The sequence below is a fragment of the Aeromonas eucrenophila genome (assembly GCF_000819865.1).
Lineage (GTDB): Bacteria > Pseudomonadota > Gammaproteobacteria > Enterobacterales > Aeromonadaceae > Aeromonas > Aeromonas eucrenophila.
Genome location: NZ_CDDF01000012.1, coordinates 90,697 through 112,888, shown reverse-complemented (window position 1 = coordinate 112,888; position 22,192 = coordinate 90,697). Strand labels below are relative to the sequence as shown.

Annotated in this window: 17 protein-coding genes and 1 riboswitch; of the genes, 12 read left to right on the top strand and 5 right to left on the bottom strand. The window is 64.1% G+C overall.

Going from position 1 to position 22,192, the window contains the following annotated elements:
• Positions 1-11 precede the first annotated feature (11 nt).
• The 5 genes from BN1124_RS12980 to secF all read left to right on the top strand — a co-directional run bounded on the left by BN1124_RS12980 (position 12) and on the right by secF (position 5,333).
• Positions 12-842 (top strand): phosphotransferase, encoded by an 831-nt coding sequence (locus BN1124_RS12980; RefSeq protein WP_042642605.1) that lies wholly within the window; start codon positions 12-14, stop codon positions 840-842.
• A gap of 135 nt (positions 843-977) precedes the next feature.
• Positions 978-1,838 carry a DUF6279 family lipoprotein gene (locus tag BN1124_RS12975; RefSeq protein ID WP_042642546.1) on the top strand — a complete coding sequence of 287 codons (861 nt, stop codon included), beginning with the start codon at positions 978-980 and terminating at the stop codon, positions 1,836-1,838.
• Positions 1,839-1,947: 109 nt separating this feature from the next.
• The gene (locus BN1124_RS12970) at positions 1,948-2,376 is read left to right on the top strand and encodes a hypothetical protein (RefSeq protein ID WP_042642543.1); all 429 of its coding nucleotides are present in this window, start codon (positions 1,948-1,950) and stop codon (positions 2,374-2,376) included.
• A gap of 151 nt (positions 2,377-2,527) precedes the next feature.
• Complete coding sequence (secD, locus tag BN1124_RS12965) at positions 2,528-4,330, top strand: protein translocase subunit SecD (RefSeq protein WP_042642541.1); 1,803 nt, start codon at positions 2,528-2,530, stop codon at positions 4,328-4,330.
• An 85-nt stretch (positions 4,331-4,415) separates the two neighbouring features.
• Entirely contained in the window at positions 4,416-5,333 is a 918-nt protein-coding gene (secF, locus tag BN1124_RS12960) for a protein translocase subunit SecF (protein ID WP_197066215.1), read from the top strand.
• An 85-nt stretch (positions 5,334-5,418) separates the two neighbouring features.
• Here the strand turns inward: secF and BN1124_RS12955 are convergent, their stop codons facing one another.
• Positions 5,419-6,021, bottom strand: a complete 603-nt coding sequence (locus BN1124_RS12955; protein WP_042642539.1) for a DUF924 family protein — start codon at positions 6,019-6,021, stop codon at positions 5,419-5,421.
• A 259-nt stretch (positions 6,022-6,280) separates the two neighbouring features.
• On the opposite strand from BN1124_RS12955, the gene BN1124_RS12950 reads away from it, so the two are divergent.
• Both BN1124_RS12950 and BN1124_RS12945 read left to right on the top strand, forming a co-directional pair.
• Positions 6,281-7,192, top strand: a complete 912-nt coding sequence (locus BN1124_RS12950; protein WP_042642537.1) for a DUF808 domain-containing protein — start codon at positions 6,281-6,283, stop codon at positions 7,190-7,192.
• A gap of 198 nt (positions 7,193-7,390) precedes the next feature.
• Positions 7,391-9,199, top strand: a complete 1,809-nt coding sequence (locus tag BN1124_RS12945) for a M3 family oligoendopeptidase (RefSeq protein ID WP_042642535.1) — start codon at positions 7,391-7,393, stop codon at positions 9,197-9,199.
• A 56-nt stretch (positions 9,200-9,255) separates the two neighbouring features.
• Here BN1124_RS12945 and BN1124_RS12940 read toward each other — a convergent pair whose 3' ends face one another.
• Entirely contained in the window at positions 9,256-10,659 is a 1,404-nt protein-coding gene (locus tag BN1124_RS12940; protein ID WP_042642533.1) for a nucleobase:cation symporter-2 family protein, read from the bottom strand.
• A 443-nt stretch (positions 10,660-11,102) separates the two neighbouring features.
• Between BN1124_RS12940 and ycfP the strand changes: the two genes are divergently transcribed.
• The 4 genes from ycfP (at position 11,103) to BN1124_RS12915 (ending at position 14,971) form a co-directional block, all read left to right on the top strand.
• Positions 11,103-11,642 carry an alpha/beta hydrolase YcfP gene (ycfP, locus tag BN1124_RS12930; RefSeq protein ID WP_033129817.1) on the top strand — a complete coding sequence of 180 codons (540 nt, stop codon included), beginning with the start codon at positions 11,103-11,105 and terminating at the stop codon, positions 11,640-11,642.
• A 74-nt stretch (positions 11,643-11,716) separates the two neighbouring features.
• Positions 11,717-13,009: an NAD(P)/FAD-dependent oxidoreductase gene (locus BN1124_RS12925; protein WP_042642528.1), complete on the top strand. Its 1,293-nt coding sequence runs from the start codon at positions 11,717-11,719 to the stop codon at positions 13,007-13,009.
• A 274-nt stretch (positions 13,010-13,283) separates the two neighbouring features.
• Positions 13,284-13,601, top strand: a complete 318-nt coding sequence (locus tag BN1124_RS12920) for a heavy metal-binding domain-containing protein (RefSeq protein ID WP_042642526.1) — start codon at positions 13,284-13,286, stop codon at positions 13,599-13,601.
• 359 nt (positions 13,602-13,960) lie between these two features.
• A complete protein-coding gene (locus BN1124_RS12915; protein WP_042642524.1) occupies positions 13,961-14,971 on the top strand; it encodes a S66 family peptidase in 1,011 nt (336 codons plus the stop codon).
• A 118-nt stretch (positions 14,972-15,089) separates the two neighbouring features.
• Here BN1124_RS12915 and BN1124_RS12910 read toward each other — a convergent pair whose 3' ends face one another.
• Positions 15,090-17,366, bottom strand: coding sequence for an LTA synthase family protein (locus BN1124_RS12910; RefSeq protein WP_042642522.1), 2,277 nt, complete (start codon positions 17,364-17,366; stop codon positions 15,090-15,092).
• A 254-nt stretch (positions 17,367-17,620) separates the two neighbouring features.
• Here BN1124_RS12910 and BN1124_RS12905 point away from each other — a divergent pair, with 254 nt between their 5' ends.
• Positions 17,621-18,733 (top strand): protein kinase family protein, encoded by a 1,113-nt coding sequence (locus BN1124_RS12905; RefSeq protein ID WP_042642521.1) that lies wholly within the window; start codon positions 17,621-17,623, stop codon positions 18,731-18,733.
• A gap of 91 nt (positions 18,734-18,824) precedes the next feature.
• Here the strand turns inward: BN1124_RS12905 and lysC are convergent, their stop codons facing one another.
• Positions 18,825-20,177, bottom strand: a complete 1,353-nt coding sequence (gene lysC / locus BN1124_RS12900) for a lysine-sensitive aspartokinase 3 (RefSeq protein ID WP_042642519.1) — start codon at positions 20,175-20,177, stop codon at positions 18,825-18,827.
• Positions 20,178-20,262: 85 nt separating this feature from the next.
• Positions 20,263-20,484: riboswitch (Lysine riboswitch) on the bottom strand.
• Positions 20,485-20,617: 133 nt separating this feature from the next.
• Entirely contained in the window at positions 20,618-21,946 is a 1,329-nt protein-coding gene (gene argA, locus BN1124_RS12895; RefSeq protein ID WP_042642517.1) for an amino-acid N-acetyltransferase, read from the bottom strand.
• Positions 21,947-22,192 lie beyond the last annotated feature (246 nt).

Below are 22,192 nucleotides of genomic sequence, written 5' to 3'. Positions count from 1 at the left end.
AGTCCGGGGATCTGGCGGAGCTGAGCCTGCTGGCCAGCCTGCCGGACCCCTGGCGCCAGGGGCGGCTGGAGCCGTTGAGCCTTGGCCTGACCAACTGCAACTACCGGCTGCGCCTCCCCTCGGGGCGCAGCTATTTTTTGCGGTGCGGACACCCGGATCCCCTGCGCCTCGGCATAGACAGAGCCACCGAATGGCAGCTCTATCAGGGCGCCGTGGGGCAGGGGCTGGCCTTGCCCTGCCATCACAGCGACCCCACCACCGGTCTGATGCTGCTGGACTGGTGCGACGAGCCGAACTGGCTGGTGGCTCCCCCGCCGCCGGAGGCACAGCCGCGGCTGCTGGCCGGGGTGCTCGGCCGCATGCATCGGCTGGCGTTGCCGACCGTGGTGATGGCGGTGCGCGCCCACGCCGCCGGTTATCGGGCGCGGCTGGCCCGGAGCCCCGACTGGTTGCCGGCGCTGGAGCGGGGTCTGCTCGCGAGCCGGGAGCCGGACGATTGCTGGCTCCCTTGCCACCACGATCTCAATCCGGCAAATTTGTTGGGAAACAGGCCCTGGGTCATCGACTGGGAGTATGGCGCCGCCGGTCACCCGGGCTTCGAGCTCGCCAGCATAGTGCGCACCCATGGCTGGAGCGAAGAACAGCAATGCCAGTTGGAGAGCTGCTATCTTGAAGGCAGGGGAGGCGCGTCTAAGCTGCTCAATGCCAAGGGATTTCAGGCCGAGGCCTTCCTGCCCTGGGTCGATTACATAGGCCTGCTGTGGGCCCTGTTGATGAGCGAGCAACAACCCGGGCCCGATTATCAGTCATTGATCGACACCAATCGTCGGCGACTGGAGTGAGACAGGGTGGGCCCAGCGTTGCGAGGGGCCGCCGCATCAGGAATGGATTGTTAGGCTAGCTATCAAAAAAGAGTCACTATTTCCAACATTCGTCTCTGGGCGCGAGGCCCGGTTCTTCACCGACAGGAGTCATGCATGCTGACCACCTTCTCATGGCGTCAACCCCGCAGCTGGAGCCTGCTGCTGCTCTGCCTGCTGCTGACGGGCTGTGCCACCCGGGTTATCTACTACTGGCTCGATTCCGCCATCGTCTGGCAACTGGACGATTACTTTTCGCTGGATCGCAGCCAGAAGACGCTGCTCGATGGGGAGGTGAAGGGGCTGATGGCCTGGCATCGCCAACACGAGCTGCCCATCTATGCCCGGGATCTCGACGCCCTGGCCAAGGCGGTGGCGAGCCCCATGAGCCCTGAGCAGGTCGCCGTGCACCTAGACAGAACACAGGCGAGCCTGACCCGCACCCTGGAAAATGCCATTCCCCGCACCGTGCGCCTGGCCCGTACCCTGACCGATGCCCAGGTGGCGCATTTCATGGGGGATCGGGTGAAACGCCAGCAGGAGCGTCAGCATGACTTTGCCACCGAATCCAAGACCGAGATGCTCAAGGGCTTTCGGGAGAAGATGAACGAGCGGCTGGTGTTCTGGATTGGCAAGGTCAAGCCGGCCCAGGAGCCGCTCATCGCCCAGTGGGCCGAGTGGCAATACGAGATGATGGGCCCCTGGCTCGAGTTTCAGGGGGCCTGGACCAAGGAGCTGGAGCGGCTGATGAAACAGCGCCAGAGCCCGGACTTTGGCAAGGAGCTGACCCGTTTGCTGCAGCAGGGTGATGGCCTGATGGACGGGCGCTTCACCGGCTATACTGAGCAGTCTCGCCAGCGCACCATTCAGTGGCTGAGCGATCTGAGCCAGTCGATGGATCTCTCCCAGCGTGCCCACCTCTATACCCTGCTCAAGGACTATGCAGAGGACTTCGAGGGGATGATCCCCAAGCCTTGATGGGGGTCGCAAATCGGAACAAGGGCGGCAGGCCACATGGCCTGCCGCCCTTGTCCTTGCTGGAGGGCTATGGTAGTTTGCCCGCTCACGTTAGCTAGGAATACCCCTTTTGAGCCTGTTGGACAAAGTGAAACTGGCGGCGATGACCCTGCTCATCACCCTCGCACTCTTGTTCTCTACCCTGTCGGTGGAGGGGTTCAAGGTATCTGGCGATCAGCCCGCAGCCGAGCAGGCGCTGGTGGTCCACGCTGCCAGCAGCGGCGATGATGGCATCGTCAAATTTGTCGGCTCCCACCAGAATCACCTGCTGCGCCTCGAGCACTCACTGCGCAGCGACAATGCCCCCCAGAATGTCGTCTACGAGCTGGTCCTGAGCTGGTCCCAGCAGGCCATCCTGTTGCTGCTGTGCGGCTTGCTGCTCTACGCCGCCCTCTTCTATCCCAGAAACAGCTTCGGCGATCACTTCGCCAGCATCCATAGCCGGCGCTTGCAGCGCCGACATCTGCAGTACCGCTTCTCCCAGAGTTTCCTCGCCTGACTCCGATGGGGTCAGTCAGCCGTCTGTTACCTCATCTCCTCTCTGTAGCTGTTTAGTTTTACTGAACAGTTAGGCTGTCTCGTTTCATTTTTTTGCGCGCTGCGAACGGCTTGTTCGCTGCCGCCGCCTTCGCCTGACAGAGGCTTTTGCCATGAGAAAAAAGAGTCATACCATCTTGAACCGCATGAGTGTGTGGCAGTACGCCCTGCTGCTACTCATGTTGGTGACCTTCGCGTTTTATTCCCTGCCCACCTTCTTCGGTGAGCAGCCGTCCCTCGGCCTGCACGGTCAGCGCAGCCTGACCGAGGCGCAGCGCACCCTGTTTGCCGACCACAAGATCAACCTGCTCAAAGAGGTGCAACAGCCGGAGCGGGTCGAGCTGGTGTTCGACAGCCAGGCCGATCAGCAGCGCGCCAAGCAACTGCTGGAGCAGCAGGGCTTCGAGAGCGCGGCCCTGACCCTGGAGTTCTACTCCAATGCCCCGACCTGGATAAGCCAGCTTGGCGCCGCCCCCATCAAGCTCGGGCTGGACCTGCGCGGCGGCTCCCAACTGCTGATCGGGGTCGATCTCAGTTTCGTTATCGACAACCAGACCAAGAACCTGGTGGACACCCTGCGCACCCAGTTCCGCGAGGCGCGCCTGCGGGGCGCCAACGTGGCCCGGGTAGCGGAAGGGGAGGTGCGCATCGTCCTGCCGGAGGCGGCCGACGAGACCCCCTGGCTCAACATCATCCGGGATGCCGCCGGTACCCGTCAGGATCAGTGGACCCAGAAGCGCAGCGGCAATGAGCTGCGGCTGGTGATGAGCGAGGCCGAGCGCACCCTGCTGGCCAACAACGCCGTGACCCAGAACCTGTCGATCCTGAAGAAACGGATCAACGAGCTCGGCATCGTCGAGGCCTCGGTCCAGCGCCAGGGTCAGGACGGCATCCGCATCGAGCTGCCCGGGGTGCACAACCCCAAGCAGGCGAAAGAGGTGATAGGTGCCACCGCGTCCTTGGCCTTCTACCAGGCCAAGCCGGACAGCAACTTCGTGATGGCGGATCGCAACGGCCAGTCGGTGGGCATGGTGCGCAAGCCGGTGCTGACCGGTGAGCACATCGTCGATGCCCGGGCGGGCATGGGAGAGATGGGTCAGCCCCAGGTGAGCATAGTGCTCGACACCCTGGGAGGCAGCAAGATGAACCAGTTCAGCCGCCAGCACGTGGGCAACGCCATGGCCACCGTCTTCACCGAGTACAAGACCAATGCCCAGGGCAAGCTGCGGGCCCAGAGCGAGGTGATCAACGTCGCCACCATCCAGACCGCCCTCGGCAACCAGTTCCGCATCACCGGCCTCGCCAGCGTGCCGGAAGCCCAGGAGCTCGCCATGTTGCTGCGGGCTGGCGCCCTCACCGCGCCGCTGAAGATCCTGGAGGAGCGCAGCATAGGCCCGACCCTGGGTCTTCAGAACATCGAGGCGGGCTTTACCGCCCTGGCGTTCGGCATGGCCGGCATGATGTTGTTCATGATGGCCTGGTATCGCAAGTTCGGTTGGGTCGCCATCACCGCGCTCATCGGCAACCTGCTGATGCAGGTAGGCATGCTGGCGGTGCTGCCGGGGGCCGTGCTGACCCTGCCGGGGATCGCCGGTCTGGTGCTCACCGTCGGCATGGCGGTGGATACCCATGTGCTGATCTTCGAGCGGATCAAGGACAGGCTGCGGGAGGGGGGGAGTCTGGCCAACGCCATCGATTTTGGCTACCGCTCCGCGTTCAGCACCATCTTCGATGCCAACATCACCACCCTGATCTGCGCCGTGGTGCTCTACTCCATCGGCTCCGGCCCGCTGCAGGGCTTCTCCATCACCCTGATCCTGGGGCTTATCTCCAGTATGGTGACCGGCATCTGGGGCACGCGCGCCATCATCAACCCCCTGTGGGGCAAGAGTAGCGCCAAGCTGCTGAGGGTATGACCATGACCTTGCGTCATCACGCCGCGCACCGCGCCAATTGCCTCCCGCAGGAGATCCTGCGTCACTTGTTGCCGAGGGTAGAACAATGCTGAGAATGATCGTTGCCATGGGCCTGACCCGCTGGCGTTACATTGGTTTGTGGATGTCCGTGCTGCTGACCGTCGCCAGCATCGCCGTGCTGGCCATCAACGGCCTCTCCCTCGGGCTCGACTTCACCGGCGGCATCTTGCTGGAGTTTCGCATCCAGACCCTGAAGGAGGCCCATGAGCTCAACGCCCTGCTCAGTGCCCCTCTTGCCGGGGCGGTGGAGCTGAGCGGCGCCGGTGTACCCGGCGAGTGGCTGATCAAGCTGCCCCCCCACGAGCTGCCCTGGCCGGCCGAGGAGCTGGCGGTGATGCTCGGTCAGCAACTCAACCTGCCGGTGGAGCTGCTGCGCACCACCATAGTCGGGCCCCAGGTGGGCGCCGAGCTGTTCCAGCAGGGGATGCTGGCGGTGCTGGTGGCCTCCCTGGCCATCTCCGTCTACCTGGCGGTGCGCTTCGAGTGGCGCCAGGCCATCGGCATCCTGGTGTCGGTGCTGCACGACGGTCTGGTGGCGCTTGGGCTGCTGGCGCTGTTCAACATCGAGTTCGATCTCAACGTGATCGCGGGCCTGATGGCGGTGATCGGCTACTCCTTGAACGACAGCATCGTCATCTCGGACCGGTTGCGGGACTTGCTGAGTTCGCGCACCAAGATGGGGATCCATGAGTGCTCCGACGTGGCGATCAAGGCCACCTTCAGCCGCACCATGATCACCTCGGGCACCACATTGTTCACCGTGGGTGCCCTGCTGCTGTTCGGCGGCGATGCGCTCTACGGCTTCTCCTTCACCCTGTTCGCCGGCATCCTGGTGGGGACCCTCTCTTCCATCACGGTCGCGTCCACCGTGCAGGAGCTGCTGGGTCTCTCGCCCCAGGCCTATCAGAAGAAAGAGGAAGAGACGCTAGCCGAGGCGGCCTGACGCTTCTTTATATCGTAATGAAATGTCGCAATGAAAAACGGGCCAGCTGGCCCGTTTTTTTATGTCCGGGATCCCGGTTTCCGGCTCAGAAGCCCGAGCCTGGCTGGCGCAGAAACTCGGTTTCTTCCGGGGTATCGGTGCGCCCCAGGATGGCGTTGCGATGGGGGAAGCGGCCGAAGCGATCGACGATCACCCGGTGGCGGCGGGCGAAATCCGCAAAGCCGGCGAAGGTGGCCTGAGCGGCCGTCTGGGCCTGCTCGCTCGCCAGCGCCTCGAACAGGGCCACGCTTCTGGCCTGCTGCTCACGGGACTCCGTATGTTCGAGGGGCAGGTAGAAGAAGACCCGGGCCAGCGGGGAGAGGGACTTGTCCGCCCCGAGCGACAGCCCCCTGAGGCAGAGATCGCGCGCCTTGGCGTCCTGGGCGAAGGCAGCCGGCGTGCCTCTATGGATGTTGCGCGGCAGCTGGTCCAGCAGCAGGATCAGCGCGAGTCGCCCGGTGGGCACCTCGGTCCAGGCGTCCAGCTTGCCGGCGGCGGCCGCCTCGGCCAGCTCGCCGAAGCGGGTGTCGAGCAGGGCGTCGGTCTCGTCGCTTTTCCCCCACCAGAGCGGGGCCTGTCTTGCGGCGCGGGGGGCGTCATCGGCGTCGTCGCCAAACCAGAAGTCGAGCAGGGGTTGCCAGGGTTGCATGGGAATTCCTTTGGCCAGGGGCTGGAGGGAACAACAAGGCCAATTGACCCTGTTATGGGAGCTGCCTAACGGGCGGCTTCTCGCTACACTGTGCCATCTTTTGCCCGAAACAAGGAAGCCTCTGTGAGCGGAACGCCTTTGTTGGCTCTACCGGGCAAATTCACCATAGCGATGATAAGGAACGCCTGACCTGATATGACCGGAACCAGTTTGTTGACCCTGCTGGGTAAATTCACCATAGCAATAAGGAACGCCTGATATGGCCGGAACCAGTTTATTGGCCCTGCTCGACGACATTGCCAGCGTGCTCGACGACGTGGCCCTGATGACCAAGATGGCCGCCAAGAAGACCGCCGGGGTGCTGGGGGACGATCTCGCCCTCAACGCCGAGCAGGTCTCCGGGGTGCGCGCCGAGCGGGAGCTGCCGGTGGTGTGGTCGGTAGCCAAGGGCTCGTTTCGCAACAAGCTCATTCTGGTGCCCGCCGCCATCGCCATCAGCGCCCTGGTGCCCTGGCTCATCACCCCCTTGCTGATGTTGGGGGGCGCCTATCTCTGTTTCGAGGGGGCGGAGAAGCTGGCCCACAAATTTTTGCCCCATGCCGCCGATGAGCCGCACGGCCAGGCCATCCCTGACGATCTGGTGGCCTTCGAGCAGCAGAAGATAAAGGGGGCCATTCGCACCGATTTCATCCTCTCCGCCGAGATCATCGTCATCGCGCTCGGCACAGTGCAGGGTTCGAGCCTGGGCCTGCAGATCGCCGTGGTGGCGGGCATCGCCCTGTTGATGACGGTGGGGGTATACGGCCTGGTGGGGCTCATCGTCAAGCTCGACGACATCGGCCTGCACCTGTTGCAAAAGCCCGATGCCAGCGCCTTGCGCCGCGCCCTGGGGCGGGGCCTGCTGGTGACGGCTCCTCGCCTGATGCACCTGCTGGCGCTGGTCGGCACCATCGCCATGTTCATGGTCGGCGGTGGCATCCTGGTTCATGGCTGGCCCTTCCTGCATCACCTGATTGAAGGGGCTGCCGCCAGCCTTGCCCCCCTGGCCGGCGTGGGCACCGTGCTGGCCGCCGTGACGCCGACCCTGCTCAACGCGCTGGCAGGCGTGGTGGCGGGCATGGTGCTGGTGCTGGCCATGACCCTGGTGAGCAAGCTCAAGCCCGCCAAGTAGCGGTGGCCAGCCGACAGGGGTCGTCGTTGCCCCTCGCCGGATCGGCCCGTTGAGCCGCCTGGGGGCTAGGCAAGCGTCGGCCCCCTTCGTACTATCCTCGCGGGCATAGAGGCGCAGCCATCCTCTGATACCCCCTTATCCGTGGCCCGGCGCCACCCACTTTCATCCGGGCCAGGCCCTTCTGATAACGAGCGTTCGATGCAACAACCTCTCTACCCACAGCAGTGGCAAAACCAGCATATCTATCCCTCCCTCGACAGCGCCGTGCTGGAAGCGGACATGAGCCTGGCCCGCGCCAGTCTCGACGAGCTGGGGGTTGTCATTGGCACGCTGGCGACGGTGCGAGGGCAAGCGGATGCCCTGTTGGGGTTGCTGCGGGAGGTGCGCCAGCGAGCCCAGCGCATTCGCAACATCGGCTGGAACATCGCCGTGCTGGCGGCCTGCAACGGCAGTCAGGATGCCCGGGAGCCGCTGGCCAAGCAGTTGGCCTCCCGCGCCCGCGCCCTCAACGCCGATCTGTTCAAGACCCTGGCGCCGGTGGAGGATCTGATGCTGGGGTTGCCGACGGCCGAGTTCGAGCAACTGATGCAGGATCCCCTGCTGGGGGAGGAGGATTACCGCCTGCGCCACGAGCGGCGCCTGCAGGATCAGCGCCTGCCGGTGGAGGCCGAGCAGCTGGTGATCGGCCTCGGCACCGACGGCCTGCACGGCTGGGGCAACCTCTACAACGATCTGGTGGGGAAAATGCGCCTCTCCATCGATGGGAAAGAGAGGGGGCTAGCCGAGGCCAGCAACCTGCTGTCGAGCCCGGACAGGGCCCTGCGCCGGGAGGCCTTCGACGCCATCAGCGCCGCCTGGGAGGGAGAGCAGGAGGCGGTGGCCGCCATCCTCAACGCCCTGAACGGCTGGCGCCTCGAGCTGGCCCGCCAGCGCGGCAAGGTGCGCTTGCTCGATGCACTGGATCTGTCCTGCCATCAGAGCCACATCGAACGCGCCACCCTGGATACCCTGATGGCCGAGACCTATCGTGCCCGTGGGCTGGGCCAGCGGGCGCTGGCGCTGATGGCCGAGCGGCTCGGCATCGATGAGCTGGGACCGGAGGACTTGTTTGCGCCGCCCCCGGCCGCGACTAGTCGGGAGATCCCGTTCGAGGAGGCCATCAACATCATAGCCGCGGCCTTCACCCGCTTCGATCCCGAGATGGGGGACTTCGCCCGCATGATGGCCGAGCGCGGCTGGATCGATGCGGCGCCGACCCCGAACCGGCGCACCGGCGCCTATTGCACCAAGTTTGCCGATCCGGTGGAGCCGCGGGTGTTCATCACCTACGCGGGCACCATGGACAACGTCATCACGCTCGCCCACGAGCTGGGGCATGCCTGGCACAACTGGCTCATCCGCGATCTGCCCATGAGCCAGCGCAGCTACCCCATGACGCTGGCGGAGACCGCCTCCATCTTCGCCGAGACCCTGGTGCGCAGCGCCCTGTTCGAGCTGGCCGACGGCGTGGAGCAACGCCAGGCCATCGCCTGGGCCGAAGCCGACGGCGCCGCCACCTTCCTGGTCAACATCCCGGCCCGCTTCGACTTTGAGCAGGCGCTGGTGGCCGCCCGTGGCCAGGGTTATGTCTCGGCCGCGCGGCTCAGTGCCCTGACGGACGAGGCCTGGGGCCGCTGGTACGAGGGCAGTCTGGCGCGCTATCACCCCCTGTTCTGGGCCGCCAAGGCGCATTTCTCCATCGCGGGCTTTGGTTTCTACAACTACCCCTACCTGTTTGGCTATCTGTTCAGCCTCGGGGTCTATCACCAGCTGATGAGCCGCAAGGCCGCAGGCGAAACGGACGTGGCTCAGGCCTATCGCGCCCTGCTGCGAGATACCGGCCGCATGAGCGCCGAGGCGCTGGTGGAGAAACACCTGGGCCAGGACATCCGCGAGGCGGCGTTCTGGCAGGGGAGCCTGGCGCTGGTGGAGGATGCGGTGAAGCGCTTCGAACACCTCTGCCGCTGAGCCCGCTCATCCCGCAATGAAAAGCCGCCGGGCAGCCTGTCTGCCCGGCGGTTTTTTTACGAGGGGTCGCCCGGTCGCACCGGCCCCACCAGCAGGGGGCGGGTCTGCAGGCTGGGATCCGGCTGGTAGCCGTTGAAGAAGAGATTCAGCAACACAGAGCTCAGGGTCGCCAGCAGGATGCCGCTGTGCAGCAATGGCTGCAGCGCCTCGGGAAAGCGCTGGAAGAAGTGCTCGGACACCGTGGGGATCATGCCTATTCCCAGGCTGATGGCGACGATGAACAGGTTGTGGCGATTGCCGGTGTAATCGGCCCGCGCCAGGATGCGGATGCCGGTGGCCAGCACCATGCCGAACATCACTATGCCGGCGCCCCCGAGCACGAAGGGCGGGATGGAGGCCACCATCAGCGACATCTTGGGGATGAGGCCGAAGGCGAGCAGGATCCCCCCCGACATCACGCAGACCCAGCGGCTCGCCACCCCGGTCACGCTCACCAGCCCGATGTTCTGGGAGAAGGAGGTGTGGGGGAAGCTGTTGAAGATGCCGCCGATGATGGTGCCGATGCCATCCACCCGCAGGCCGCGCACTATGTCGCCCCGGGTGGCCGGATGACCGACGATGTCGCCGAGGGCCAGAAACATCCCCATGGATTCGATGAAGGTGATCAGCATGATCACCGTCAGGGTGGCGATGGAGATGGGATCGAAGGTGGGCCAGCCGAAGGCGAACGGCACTATGGGGGCGAACCAGGCCGCCTCATCGAGGCCGGTCAGGCTCACCTCTCCCATGAAGATGGCGATGACGAAACCGAACAGTATGCCGAGCAGGACCGAGATGTTGGCGAAGAAGCCGCTGGCAAAGCGGGTCACCAGCAGGATGAAGGCGAGCACCAGGAAGCTGGTGCCGATGTAGAGCGGACTGCCGTACTCGGGATTGCCCTTGCCCCCCGCCATCCAGTCGATCCCCACCTGCATGATGCTGATCCCGATGGAGGTGATGACCACCCCGGTCACCACTGTGGGGAAGAGCGGCATCAGGCGGCCGATGAGAGGCACCAGCAGGGTGGAGATCACCCCGGCGGCGATGGTCGCCCCGAAGATGCCGGGCAACCCCAGCTCCGGGTTGCCGCCGATGGCGAGCATGGGCATGACGGCGGCGAAGGTGACCGACATGATGACCGGCAGGCGGATCCCGGCGAAGCGGCCTATCCCCAGGCATTGCAGCAGGGTGACGATCCCGCAGCAGAACAGATCCGCGCTGATGAGGTAGGAGATCTGTGCCTTGGGCAGCCCCAGACTGCCGCCGACGACCAGCGGCACCGCCACGGCGCCCGCGTACATCACCAGCACATGCTGCAGGCCGAGGGTGAACAGCTGGCCGAGGGGAAGCACGCGCTCGACTTCGTCGACGGGTGGCGCCGTGGTGGCCTGATCGGCCTGTTGGGAGTTGATCTGGTGCATGAACCCTTACTCCTTGCGGCCCGAGCGTCTGCGGTCGGGCAAGATGATCCTGGCAGGCCCGCTCATTGCGGTCGCCGGGTGGCTGGGTGAGAGGGGCCGGCTGGCGATCGCCTCGTCAGGAAGGAGAGTGCACAAAACATGCTCAATAGAGGGGGAGAGGGGCCAATCCGGCATGCGCCCTGACGGTTTTGTGGCGAGGGTCACAAGGGTGAGCGGGGGAGGCGGCCAATCGTTTACCTGGCTGGGCGTTGGGGTTATCAGATTGGTAGCGCGCCTATCATTCGGGGCGCGCTGGCTCTCAGTTTGATAGGGAGGGGGGCAATCTGGTTTCACTCGCAACCTGGGACGTGATCCAAAGCAAGAAAGTGGGATGTTTTGGTGGCGCATGGGCCCGCCGCTGGAGTAGGTTCGAGGGAACCGTCACAGTTTCTGAGGTCTTATCCATGATCATCTATCTGCATGGCTTCGATGCCACCAGCCCCGGCAACCATGAGAAAGTGCTGCAGTTGCAGTTCATCGATGATGATGTGCGTTTCGTACACTACAGCACGGTTCACCCCCGCCATGACATGAGCCACCTGCTCAAGGAAGTGAAGAAGCAGCTCGACATGAGCACGGATCCCAAACCGCTGATCTGCGGCGTGGGGCTCGGTGGCTACTGGAGCGAGCGGATCGGCTTTCTGTGCGGCATCAAACAGGTGATCTTCAATCCCAATCTCGACCCGGCGATCAACATGCAGGGGCGGATCGACAGGCCGGAAGAGTACGACGACATCGGCACCAAGTGTGTAACCGAGTTTCGTAATAAAAATTCAGGGAACTGCCTGTGCATCCTTTCCGTCCAGGATGAAATCCGCGATAATCGGGAGACTGAACGTGAGCTGAAAAATTATTACGACATCGTGTGGGACGATCGCGAGACCCATAAATTCAAGAACATCTCGCATCACCTGCAGCGGATGAAGGCCTTCAAGGAAGCCTGAGCCAGCACGTCGACCGTTTTCGTTTCAGGGAGCCGGTGGCTCCCTTTCGTTTTGAGGAACCAAGGGAAATTATCATGATGAATATTGTCGTTGTCGGTGGTGGCGCCGGCGGGCTCGAGCTCGCGACCAGTCTGGGGCGCAAGCTGGGCAAGAAGAACAAGGCCAAGGTCACCCTGGTGGATCGCAACCGCACCCATCTGTGGAAACCCCTGCTGCACGAGGTGGCCACCGGCTCCATGGACGCAGGCATCGATGCCCTGAGCTATCAGTCCCACGCCAAGAACCACGGCTTCGATTTCCAGCTCGGCAGCCTGACCGACATCAAGCGCGACGAGAAACGCATCGTGCTGGCGCCTATTCACGACGAGAACGGCGAACTGGTGGTACATGAGCGGGAAGTGGCGTACGACGTGCTGGTGATGGCCATCGGCTCCGTCTCCAACGACTTCAACACCAAGGGCATCAAGGATCACTGCATCTTCCTGGACAGCCCCTCCCAGGCTCATCGCTTCTACAACAGCATGATGAACCGCTTCCTGCAGTTCGCCACCGAATACCAGCCGGGCGACAAGGTGAAGATCGCCATCGTCGGCGGCGGCGCCACCGGGGTCGAGCTCTCCGCCGAGCTCTACAACGCGGTGGAGCAGCTCTATGCCTACGGCTTCAAGAATCTCACGACCGATAGCCTGAAGGTGACCCTGGTCGAAGCGGGCCCCCGCATCCTGCCGGCCCTGCCGGAGCGCATCAGCGGCGCCGCTCACCAGGAGCTGGTGAAACTCGGGGTGGACGTGCGCACCGCCACCATGATCACCGAAGCCACGGCCGAGGGTCTGCACACCAAGGATGGCGAGCTGATTGAAGCGGACCTCATGGTGTGGGCCGCCGGCATCAAGGCGCCGGACTTCATGAAGGACATCGCGGGTCTGGAGACCAACCGCATCAACCAGCTGGTGGTGAAAGAGACGCTGCAGACCACCCGTGACGAGAACATCTTCGTCATCGGTGACTGCGCCGCCTGCCCGCAGCCGGACGGCAAGTTCGTGCCGCCGCGCGCCCAGTCCGCTCACCAGATGGCGAGCCAGGCGTTCAAGAACATCCTGGCCAAGATGAACGGTGGCGAGATGAAGCCTTACCTCTACCACGATCACGGCTCCCTGGTGTCCCTCAGCCGCTTCTCCACCGTGGGCAGCCTGATGGGCAACCTGATGCGTGGCTCCATGATGGTGGAAGGCTACCTGGCGCGCATGGTCTACATCAGCCTGTATCGCATGCACCAGGTCGCCCTGCACGGCTACATCAAGACCGGCCTCATCATGTTGGTGGGCCGCATCAACCGGGTGCTGCGCCCGAGCATGAAGCTGCACTAAGCAAGCGGGGTTCGTTCAGAGCATCCGCATGCTGGTGGGGCGTTTCAACCGGGTGCTGCGCCCGAGCATGAAGCTGCACTAAGCAAACGGGGCTCGTCCAGAGCATCCACATCGACAGAGGAGAGGCCGCGGCCTCTCTTTTTTTATCCCTGTCCGAGGCGCTTGAACCGATGAGGGATAGCCTTATAGAGCGACAGGCTATTAGCGCAGGGGGGATGTCACCCCCCGCCGCTTTGGGGTAGTCTGGAACCCATTATCTCAGCTGGAGTTTATGATGATCCTCTCAACTACCCCCACCCTGGAAGGCAAGAGCATTCGCGAATACCGCGGCATCGTTGTGGGCGAAGCCATCCTCGGCGCCAACATCTTCAAGGACCTGTTCGCCGGCATTCGCGACATCATCGGCGGCCGCTCCGGCGCCTATGAGAAGGAGCTGGCCCGCGCCCGGGAGATCGCCTTCGATGAGCTCAAAGAGCGGGCAGAGGCGCTGGGTGCCAACGCCGTGGTCGGCATCGACATCGACTACGAGGTGGTGGGCCAGAACGGCAGCATGCTGATGGTCAGCATCAGCGGCACCGCCGTGGTGATCTAACCGCTTTGCCGCCAGCGGGCGGCGCCGTGCAGTCCCGAAAGCCGATCCCAGGATCGGCTTTGTTCTGCGTTGGATTCTGGACAGCGCGATGAGGGGTTTGGACATCGCCGGCCGAGCCTCAAGAAGAGGGCCCCACGGCTCTCCCGGGGCCTGAGGAGGCGCTTGTCCGCCGCTCCCGCACCGGTTTGTTGTTCACTTCCAATGAACAAATGCCATTCCATGTTCGATTTTCTTAAACAAAAATGGGCATGATTGGCACCGTTCGGCCCCTTGTTGGGGCGCCAAGAGATGGCTTAGGATGAGGCTCGACATCGGGCCCTCAGGCTCGGTAGCAAGGTGTTAGTACAGAGGCCTTATCCATGACGCTGCTCAAGCCGCCCGGGCTCAAACCCGGCGACACCATAGGTTTTTTCTCTCCCTCCAGCGCGGCCACCGCCTGGGCGCCGCATCGCTTCAAGCGCGCCAAGGCCTATCTGACGGCCCAGGGCTTCGAACTCAAGGCGGGCAGCCTGACCGGCGCCCAGGATCACTGGCGCTCCGGCTCCATCGCCGCGCGGGCCGCCGAGCTCAATGGGCTCATCCGCGATCCCGAGGTGCGCGCCATCATGTCGGTCATCGGCGGCAGCAACTCCAACTCCCTGCTGCCTTATCTCGATTACGAGGCGCTGAAACGGGATCCCAAGATCCTTGTCGGCTACTCGGACGTGACGGCGCTCTTGCTCGGCATTCACGCCAGAACCGGGCTGGTCACCTTCTATGGGCCTGCGCTGGTGGCCTCCTTCGGCGAATTGCCGCCCCTGGTGGATGAGACCCTGGCCGGCTTTCACCAGATCTGCATGGCCGGAGCCGCAGAGGTGTCCCACCGGCTGCCGACACCGAGCAGCTGGAGCGAGGAGCGGCTCGATTGGGAGCACCAGACCCGGGCCAAGGCGTGCCGGCCCAACCGGTTAGTCTCGGTGGGGTCGGGCAAGGTGCGGGGCCGGCTGATGGGCGGCAACCTCAACACCCTGGCGGGGATCTGGGGTTCCCCTTATATGCCATCGATTGAAGCTGGGGATATTCTGCTGCTGGAAGACAGCCTGCTGTCCGCCGAAACCGTTGAGCGATCCTTTGCCCACCTCAAGCTGTGCGGGGTGTTCGATCGCATTGGGGCCCTGGTGCTCGGCAAGCACGAGCTGTTTGACGATCGGGGCAGCGGCAAGCGGCCGCTCGACATCCTGCTGGAGGTGGTGGGGGAGCCGCGTTTCCCCATACTGGCGGAGTTCGACTGCGCCCACACTCACCCCATGCTGACCCTGCCGCTCGGTATCCAGGCCGAGCTGGACCTCGATGACCAGTGCCTGACCCTGATGGAATCCTGGCTGCGCTAGCCGGGGGGATAAAAAGAGGCCGCAGTTGCGGCCTCTTTTGTTTGCGTCAGGGGTGATCAGGGCAATGTATCGACTCGGAGGGTATTGCAAGGATCTATGGCCCTCGTGTCTCAATCGATCAGGGCAATGCATCGGCTCGGAAACTGGCGCGGATCTGAGGCACCAGGGGCGAGGGATCGAAGCCTTTCTCCTCCCCCAGCACCGGGTGGAGCAGGGCCACCTCCGGGATGGGGGTGAGATCGCCGGTCAGCAGCGCTCGGGTGGCCTGGCCCATCTGGTAGAGCTGGCGCACCGGGGCGAACTGGCGATCGAGTGCGATCCCGCCATCATTGCGGGTGAAGGCCATCATGGGGATCTGATAGGCGGCATCCCGCGGCGGCTTGGCGCCGTGAATGTCCTTGCCCGCCGACATCAAGAACGGCTGATGATCGCCGAAGGCCACCACCAGATAGCGTTTATCGGAGGCATCGAGCGTCCTGAGCAGCCGCTCCAGGGAGGCCATGGCATCCACCACCCCGGTGTAGTAGGTGTTGAGCAACTGGCGGTCGGCCGCGCTCTGATCCGGGCAGGCCTTGTCCATCTGCTGGGCCTGGTAGCGATCCCCGTCGAAGGGGCCGTGGCCCTGCATGGTGACCGCATAGGCAAAGAGCGGCTGGCTGTCTTGCTCGCTGCGCTTGAGCAGGTGCGAGATCAGCGCATCGTCCGAGATGTAGAGCCCCTTGTGTTCGAGGCTGGTGAAGCGGGTATCGAACCAGCGATCCTCATACCCCAGCGCCGGTATGGCCTTGGCGCGGCCCCAGAACTTCTCCACATAGGGGTGGGCGAACAGGGTCTTGTAGCCGCTCTGCCTGGCGCTGTTGGCGAGCCCCGGCACCTTGTCAGAGAGGTAGTAGTAGGGCACCACCCCCTGCTTGAGCAGGCCCACCGGCAGGCCGGTGTTCATCTCGAACTCCGCCAGCACCGTCATGCCGCCGGTGGTGGGGGAGTGGATGGTCTTTTGCCACTGTTGCACCCCGACGGGCAGGCTCAGGGTGGGGGCGGGGGCGCAGATCTTGCCTTGCCAGTCGAGCCAGAGTGACTCGTATTGCAGCACGATCACCAGATCGAAGCGGGGAGGCTGGCGCTGGGCCGTTTGGACGGGATCCCGGTGACCGAGCTCGGGGGCGCGCTCGTTGATCTGCAAGGGGTAGCGAAAGATGTTGCCGCTTTGCAGCATCTCGTCCACCAGGCTGAACAGGTAGAGGCCGGGGCCGGAGCGGATGATGTCGCGGTGGTAGTTCACCGCCCTGTCCACGTAGCGCACGTTGGCCCCCAGCAGCTTGTTGCCGGTCTGGGTGGCGAACACGCACAGGGCGAAGAAGGCGGCGGTGGCGGCGGCGGTGCGCAGTACCCAGCGCGACAGGGCGAAGCGCCAGCACACAAACAGCAACAGCAGGGCCCCCAGCACCGGCAGCACCGGGTGCTGATCGAGCAGTATGTGCACCAGCGCCAGCAGGTTGCCGAGATCGTCCCCCCCAAGCGGCACCCCGTAGATGGCGATCTTCATGAAGTTGGCGAGCAGGCCTATGCCGGACAGCGCCGTGAACACCAGCCCCATGTAGAGGTTGAACCCCGCCAGGGCGCACAGGCTCCAGCCCAGCACCATGCTGCCCCAGGCCAGGTAGTAGTGCTCGGTGCGAAAATCGGACCAGAGCAGAAACTCCCCCAGTTTGAACACCACGAAACCGTGCAGCAGCACGAAGGTGAGGTTGCCGAGCAGCAGGCTGCCAAGCACCCGGGTGCCGTAGCTCTGGCGCAGCCTGGGCATCAGTACCCGCAGCGCTGCGGCGCTCACCAGCAGCACCAGCAGCAGGCTGACCATCAGATAGGTCAGGTTGAAGCCGCGTTCGGGCAGGGTCTGCAGGATCTGGCTGTACTCGGCGCTCTCCGGCCTATCCTTGAGCAGCAGGCCGATGCGCAGCTGGTAGCGACTGTCCAGGGCATCATCCGGCGCCCTGAGCGTGCTGTTGAGATCCAGGGTGCAGCGCTCCTTGCGGCACTTTTGCCGCTTCTCCACCGCCTGGCTCAGCTGATCGATGCGAACGCCCTTGTCGTTGAGCAGCTCGACTCGCACCTTGTCCCCCGCCTGCAATGGCTTGAGCAACTGCCACTGGCTGCGCACCACCAGATAGAGACCACGACTGTCACTCTTGTAGAGCAGACTGTGACGGTTGAGGGTGGCGAGCGGCTGATCGGCGGGCCCCAGGATCAGCGGCTCTGCCCGCCCGAGCCAGTTGCCGGGGTTGAGCACCGGCAGGGCCAGGGTCAGCAGCAGCAGGGCGGCCAGCAGGCCAAACAGCAACCTGGCCAGGGGCGAGGAGGGGGGAGTGCTGCGAGCTGAGAGAGGGGCATTCATAAGGAGCTCATCCTTGGAGCGGGTGGGATCGCGGCGAGCGACTGTATTTATTTTGACCCGATGGTGCTGGGCTTGTTCCTCGATGTCAATTCAATGACAGCGAGATGAATATTGTGTGACGACCTCAGCGTGCAAATTGTGATCCCGATCCTGCGGACACATTCATTCTGTGATGAAAGCGGCATCATGGCGCTTTGCCGCTGGTCTGCCGCCACCTTGCTGCTTAGTCTCTCAATATGGACGGAGGTACATGTATGAATCCCAAGGTTGCGGCACGTCAGGCAAGGTTGCTCCAGATGCTGGAGAACAAAGAGGAGATCCGGATCGGGCGCGAGCGCGATTGCCCCCTGCCGCTTGCGCAATTGCTCAGGCTGGCCGAGGGGCACCCGGATGTGCTCAAGGTCTATGGTCACGGGCTCACCGCCGAGGTGTTCCATCTCAAGGTGGAGGATCATCACTGGTGCCTGAAACGGCGCAGGCAGGAGTCTCTGGTGGCGAACGTCGATGGCCAGACCGCCTTTCTCACCGAGCTCGAACGGCGCCGTGAGATCGAGAGCCTGCGTGAACTGCATCCCACCATCCTCTCCAACGTGGTCTGCACCAGCTTCGGCTCGGCCCGGGCCGGGGTGCTGGTCTCCCCCTGGCTCAGAGGGGATCCGGTGCACAAGCTCGATGAACGCAACCTGGCGCAGATGCTGGCCATCGAGGCCGAGCTCGCCCACTGGGGCTGGTTTGACTGGGATCCGAGCCCGGGCAACCTGCTCGACGACGGCCAGCAGATCTCGGTGTTCGACTTTGGCTACATGTGGCCCTTCGATCCCCGCCACGAATTCAACTCCAACGGCCTGTCCGACCCGGAGTTTCACGTGCCTGAGCGGCTGGAGACCCGCACCCTGTCCGGTCTCTGGCTGGACGCCGCCGATCCCATGCCACAGTTTCGCCACTGGCGCGAGCTCTGCCTGGCCTGGGCCAAGTCCGAGCTGCAATACCTGAACCGGGAGGGGGCCAGCGCCGCCGTGCTGGCGCGGCTGCAAGGGTTGGTGGGGGAGTGGAGTGCGGCGCTGGCGAGTGACGAGGCGCTGGCCGCCAGCTGGTGGCGGGACATGTATCGCAGCCATCGGCTCGACATCCTGGACGATCTCAGCGGCAAGAGCTGCGGCCCGCTCACCCTGCGCCGCCTCGACTGGCTGGAGATGGCGGTGGGGGAACACTTCCCCGCCCTGGTCGACAATCTGGGACCCGACGAGGCCGGGCTCGGCCAGACCGGCCTCTTGCAAAAACTCGCCGGCCTGCGCGAGCAGATCCGGGCCTACCAGCTGCCAGCATCCACCCGGGTCGCCTCGGGGGCGGGCCACGCCACCGTCTAGCGGGGCTTGCGGCGTCAAAAGGTGCGGAGTCAAAAAAAGAGGGGCCAAGGCCCCTCTTTCTCATGACGGCTCGCCGGCGATGGCTAGTCGACTAGTCGAGCAACTCCTGATGGAGGCGGTTGACGATGTGGCCGGCCTCGCCCTCTTTCACCAGGAAGCAGAGGTTGTGGGCGCTGGCGCCGTAGCAAATCATGCGGATGTTGTGCTCGCGAATGGCATCGAACACCTGGCTGCCGACCCCGACGGCCTCGCTCATGCGGTTGCCGATGAGCGCCACCAGCGCGAAGCCGGTCTCCACTTCCACCTTGCACAGCTGGCCGAGCTCCGCCAGCACCTTGTCGCTGAGGATGGGCTCGCCGTTGCTCTGACTGCCGGTGTGATCCAGGGTCAGCGACACGCTCACCTCGGAGGTGGTGATGAGATCCACCGAGATGCGGTGGCGGGCCAGAATGCCGAACACCTCGGCCAGGAAGCCGTAGGCGTGGAACATGTTGAGGCTGTGCAGGGTGACCAGCACCTGCTGGCGGCGCAGGGCCACGGCCCGGAACAGCGGGTTGGTGCTGGTGCTGGCGCGGATCCAGGTGCCGCCGGCGGCCGGATCCTTGGCGGAGCCGACGAATACCGGAATGTCCTGGCGCAGGGCGGGTTGCAGGGTGGCCGGGTGCAGCACCTTGGCGCCGAAGGTGGCCATCTCGGCCGCCTCCACGAAGCTGATTTCTGGGATGGGGCGGGCCCGGGTGACCAGACGCGGATCCGTGGTGTAGATGCCGGGCACATCGGTCCAGATCTCGATACTGGCCGCATCCAACGCCTCGGCCAGCAGGGCCGCGCTGTAGTCGGAGCCGCCCCGGCCCAGGGTGGTGGTGCGGCCATCGGCATCGGCGCCGATGAAGCCCTGGGTGATGATGAGGCTGTCGCCGAACAGCGGGCCTATCTTGCTCTGGCAGAGCGCGCGGGTGGCGGCCAAGTCAACGCTCGCCTTGCCAAAGCGGCTGTCGGTGCGCATCAGCTGGCGCACATCCTGCCACTGGGCCTTGATCCCGCGCTGGTGCAGGAGTTCGGTGAACAGACGGGTGGACATCAGCTCGCCACAGGCGATGAGCCTGTCCGCCAGCTCCGCATCCGTGTGCTGGCTGGCCTGGCGGGCCATGGTGCGGATCTCGCCGAGCTGGGCGTGGATGAGGGCGCTGACCTCCTCTGGGTTGCCGAGGGCACTCAGGATGGCGTGCTGGATCCCGGCGAGCTTGGCGAGCTGGGCGTCCTGGCCCGCCTCGTCGAGTTCACCCTGGGCCAGGCTCACCAGCAGGTTGGTGACGCCGGCGCTGGCGCTCAGCACCACCACCCGGGTCACCGGATTGGCCAGCACCACGTCGGCGCAATGGTTCATGGCCGCGGCATCGGCGACACTGGTTCCGCCAAATTTGGCGACGTTGATCGGGCTCATTGCATACTCCAGTCTTAAGGTGAAAATCCAGTTTCATCAGGCAAAAGAGAGGAGGAGGCTGAAATGGCAGGAAAGCGCGAGGATCCCGGCCAGAAGCACTCCACCCGCGGTGCCCATCCCACAAGAATCCAACTGGATGCCTGTGGGATGCACACGACCGATGACAACCCGGGGGATTCAGCCCCCGCAGCCGACGTGGCGGTGTCCAGTGACCTGCCTCGTCTCGGCGCTGCTCCCCCTGACCCAAGTTCATCGGACTCTGGCGTCCTCCCTTGGGCTGCCTGGGCAGCGCTCCTCTTCTGGTGCCACCTTGGAAGGTGGCGTGCATGTAGAAATACCCCGCACTGGATTGCACTGTCAATCGAGTTTATAAAAAAATCAACAATGGGTCAGAACCCGGTACAAGATCAATCAGTTACAAGCGAGGCTTGTACAAAGTGTTACAGGATAGTCCTGGACAGTACCTTGGAGCGGCGCTGCCAGTTGTAGAGCCGTTGCCGCTCGACCGGCAGGTCCTCCACCTCCAGCGGCTCGAAGCCCCGCTCCCGGAACCAGTGAATGGAACGGGTGGTGAGCACGAACAGGCGGCGGATCCCGAGCCGTTTGGCCCGCTCGGCCACCTTGGCGACCAGCTGATCCCCGCGGTTGGAGTTGCGGTACTCGGGGTGGATGGCGACGCAGGCCATCTCGGCCATGGCCTCCTCCATGAAGCAGTAGAGGGCGGCGCAGCCGATGATGAGGCCGTCGCGCTCTATGATGGTGAACTTGTCGATTTCCATCTCCAGCTGCTCGCGGGAGCGGCGCACCAGTATGCCTTCCTCCTCCAGCGGGCGGATGAGGTCCAGGATGCCACCGATGTCTTCGATGGTGGCGGCCCGCGCCCGCTCGGCGCTCTCACGCACTATCTGGGTGCCGAGGCCGTCGCGGCTGAACAGCTCCTGCAGCATGGCGCCGTCGTCCTGGTAGCTCACCAAGTGGGAGCGGGGTACGCCCCCGCGGCACGATGCGATGGCGGCGCGCAGGTAACGGGCGGTACCGGACATCTCCTCACCGGCCTGCTCCAGCTCCACCAGCAGCTCTTCCGCCTGCTCGGGGAAGAGCTCGGAGATGGCCTCGCCGTGGCTGTCCATGACCCCCTGGGTGCTGCTGAAACAGATGAGCTTGTCCGCTTTGAGATCCACCGCCACCCGCCGCGCCACCTCTTCCGAGCTGAGGTTGAAGCTCTCGCCGGTGACCGAGCAGCCGATGGGGGAGATGAGCACCAGCCCCTGTTGATCCAGCTGGCGGCCTATCCCCTCCACGTCGATGCGGCGCACCCGGCCGCTGTGGCAGTAGTCGATGCCATCTTCCACCCCGAGCGGCTGGGCGGTGACGAAGTTGCCGCTCACCACGCTGATGCGCGCCCCCTGCATGGGGGTGTTGGCCAGCCCCATGGAGAGCTGGGCCGTGATGTCGTACTGCAGGCCGCCACACACCTGTTTGATGATGTCGAAGCTCTCGTCGTCGGTGACCCGGATGCGCCTGTGGTATTGCGCCTCGATGCCGGCGCGGGCCAGCGCCTCGTCATTTTGCGGGCGCGAGCCGAACACCAAGACCAGGCGAATGCCGAGGGTCTGCAGCAGAGCGATGTCGCTGACGATGTTGGCAAAATTGGGGTGGCAGATGGCTTCCCCGCCCATCATCAGCACGAAGGTGGCACCCCGGTGCACGTTGACATAGGGGGTAGACTGCCGAAAGGCATAGACCAGGCTGGGTTCGCGTTCACGCACGTGAGATTTCTTCCATAAAAAAACAGCAATTCGCTCAATATATGAAAATAAATGCACAAATCAAGACTAAATATTGATTTCGCGGATTTTTTGCCTCCTTTTTATCCGGCCGGGGCGCAGTGGTGCCCTGGCGGAGGGGCCAAGTCCGGCGGGGAGCGGCTCACCCCAGCGCGGCCGCGCTCCCGGTTGATCCGGCCAGATAACCTGTTATCTTCGATACTCCTTTTCGTCAGTCGCGGCGATACG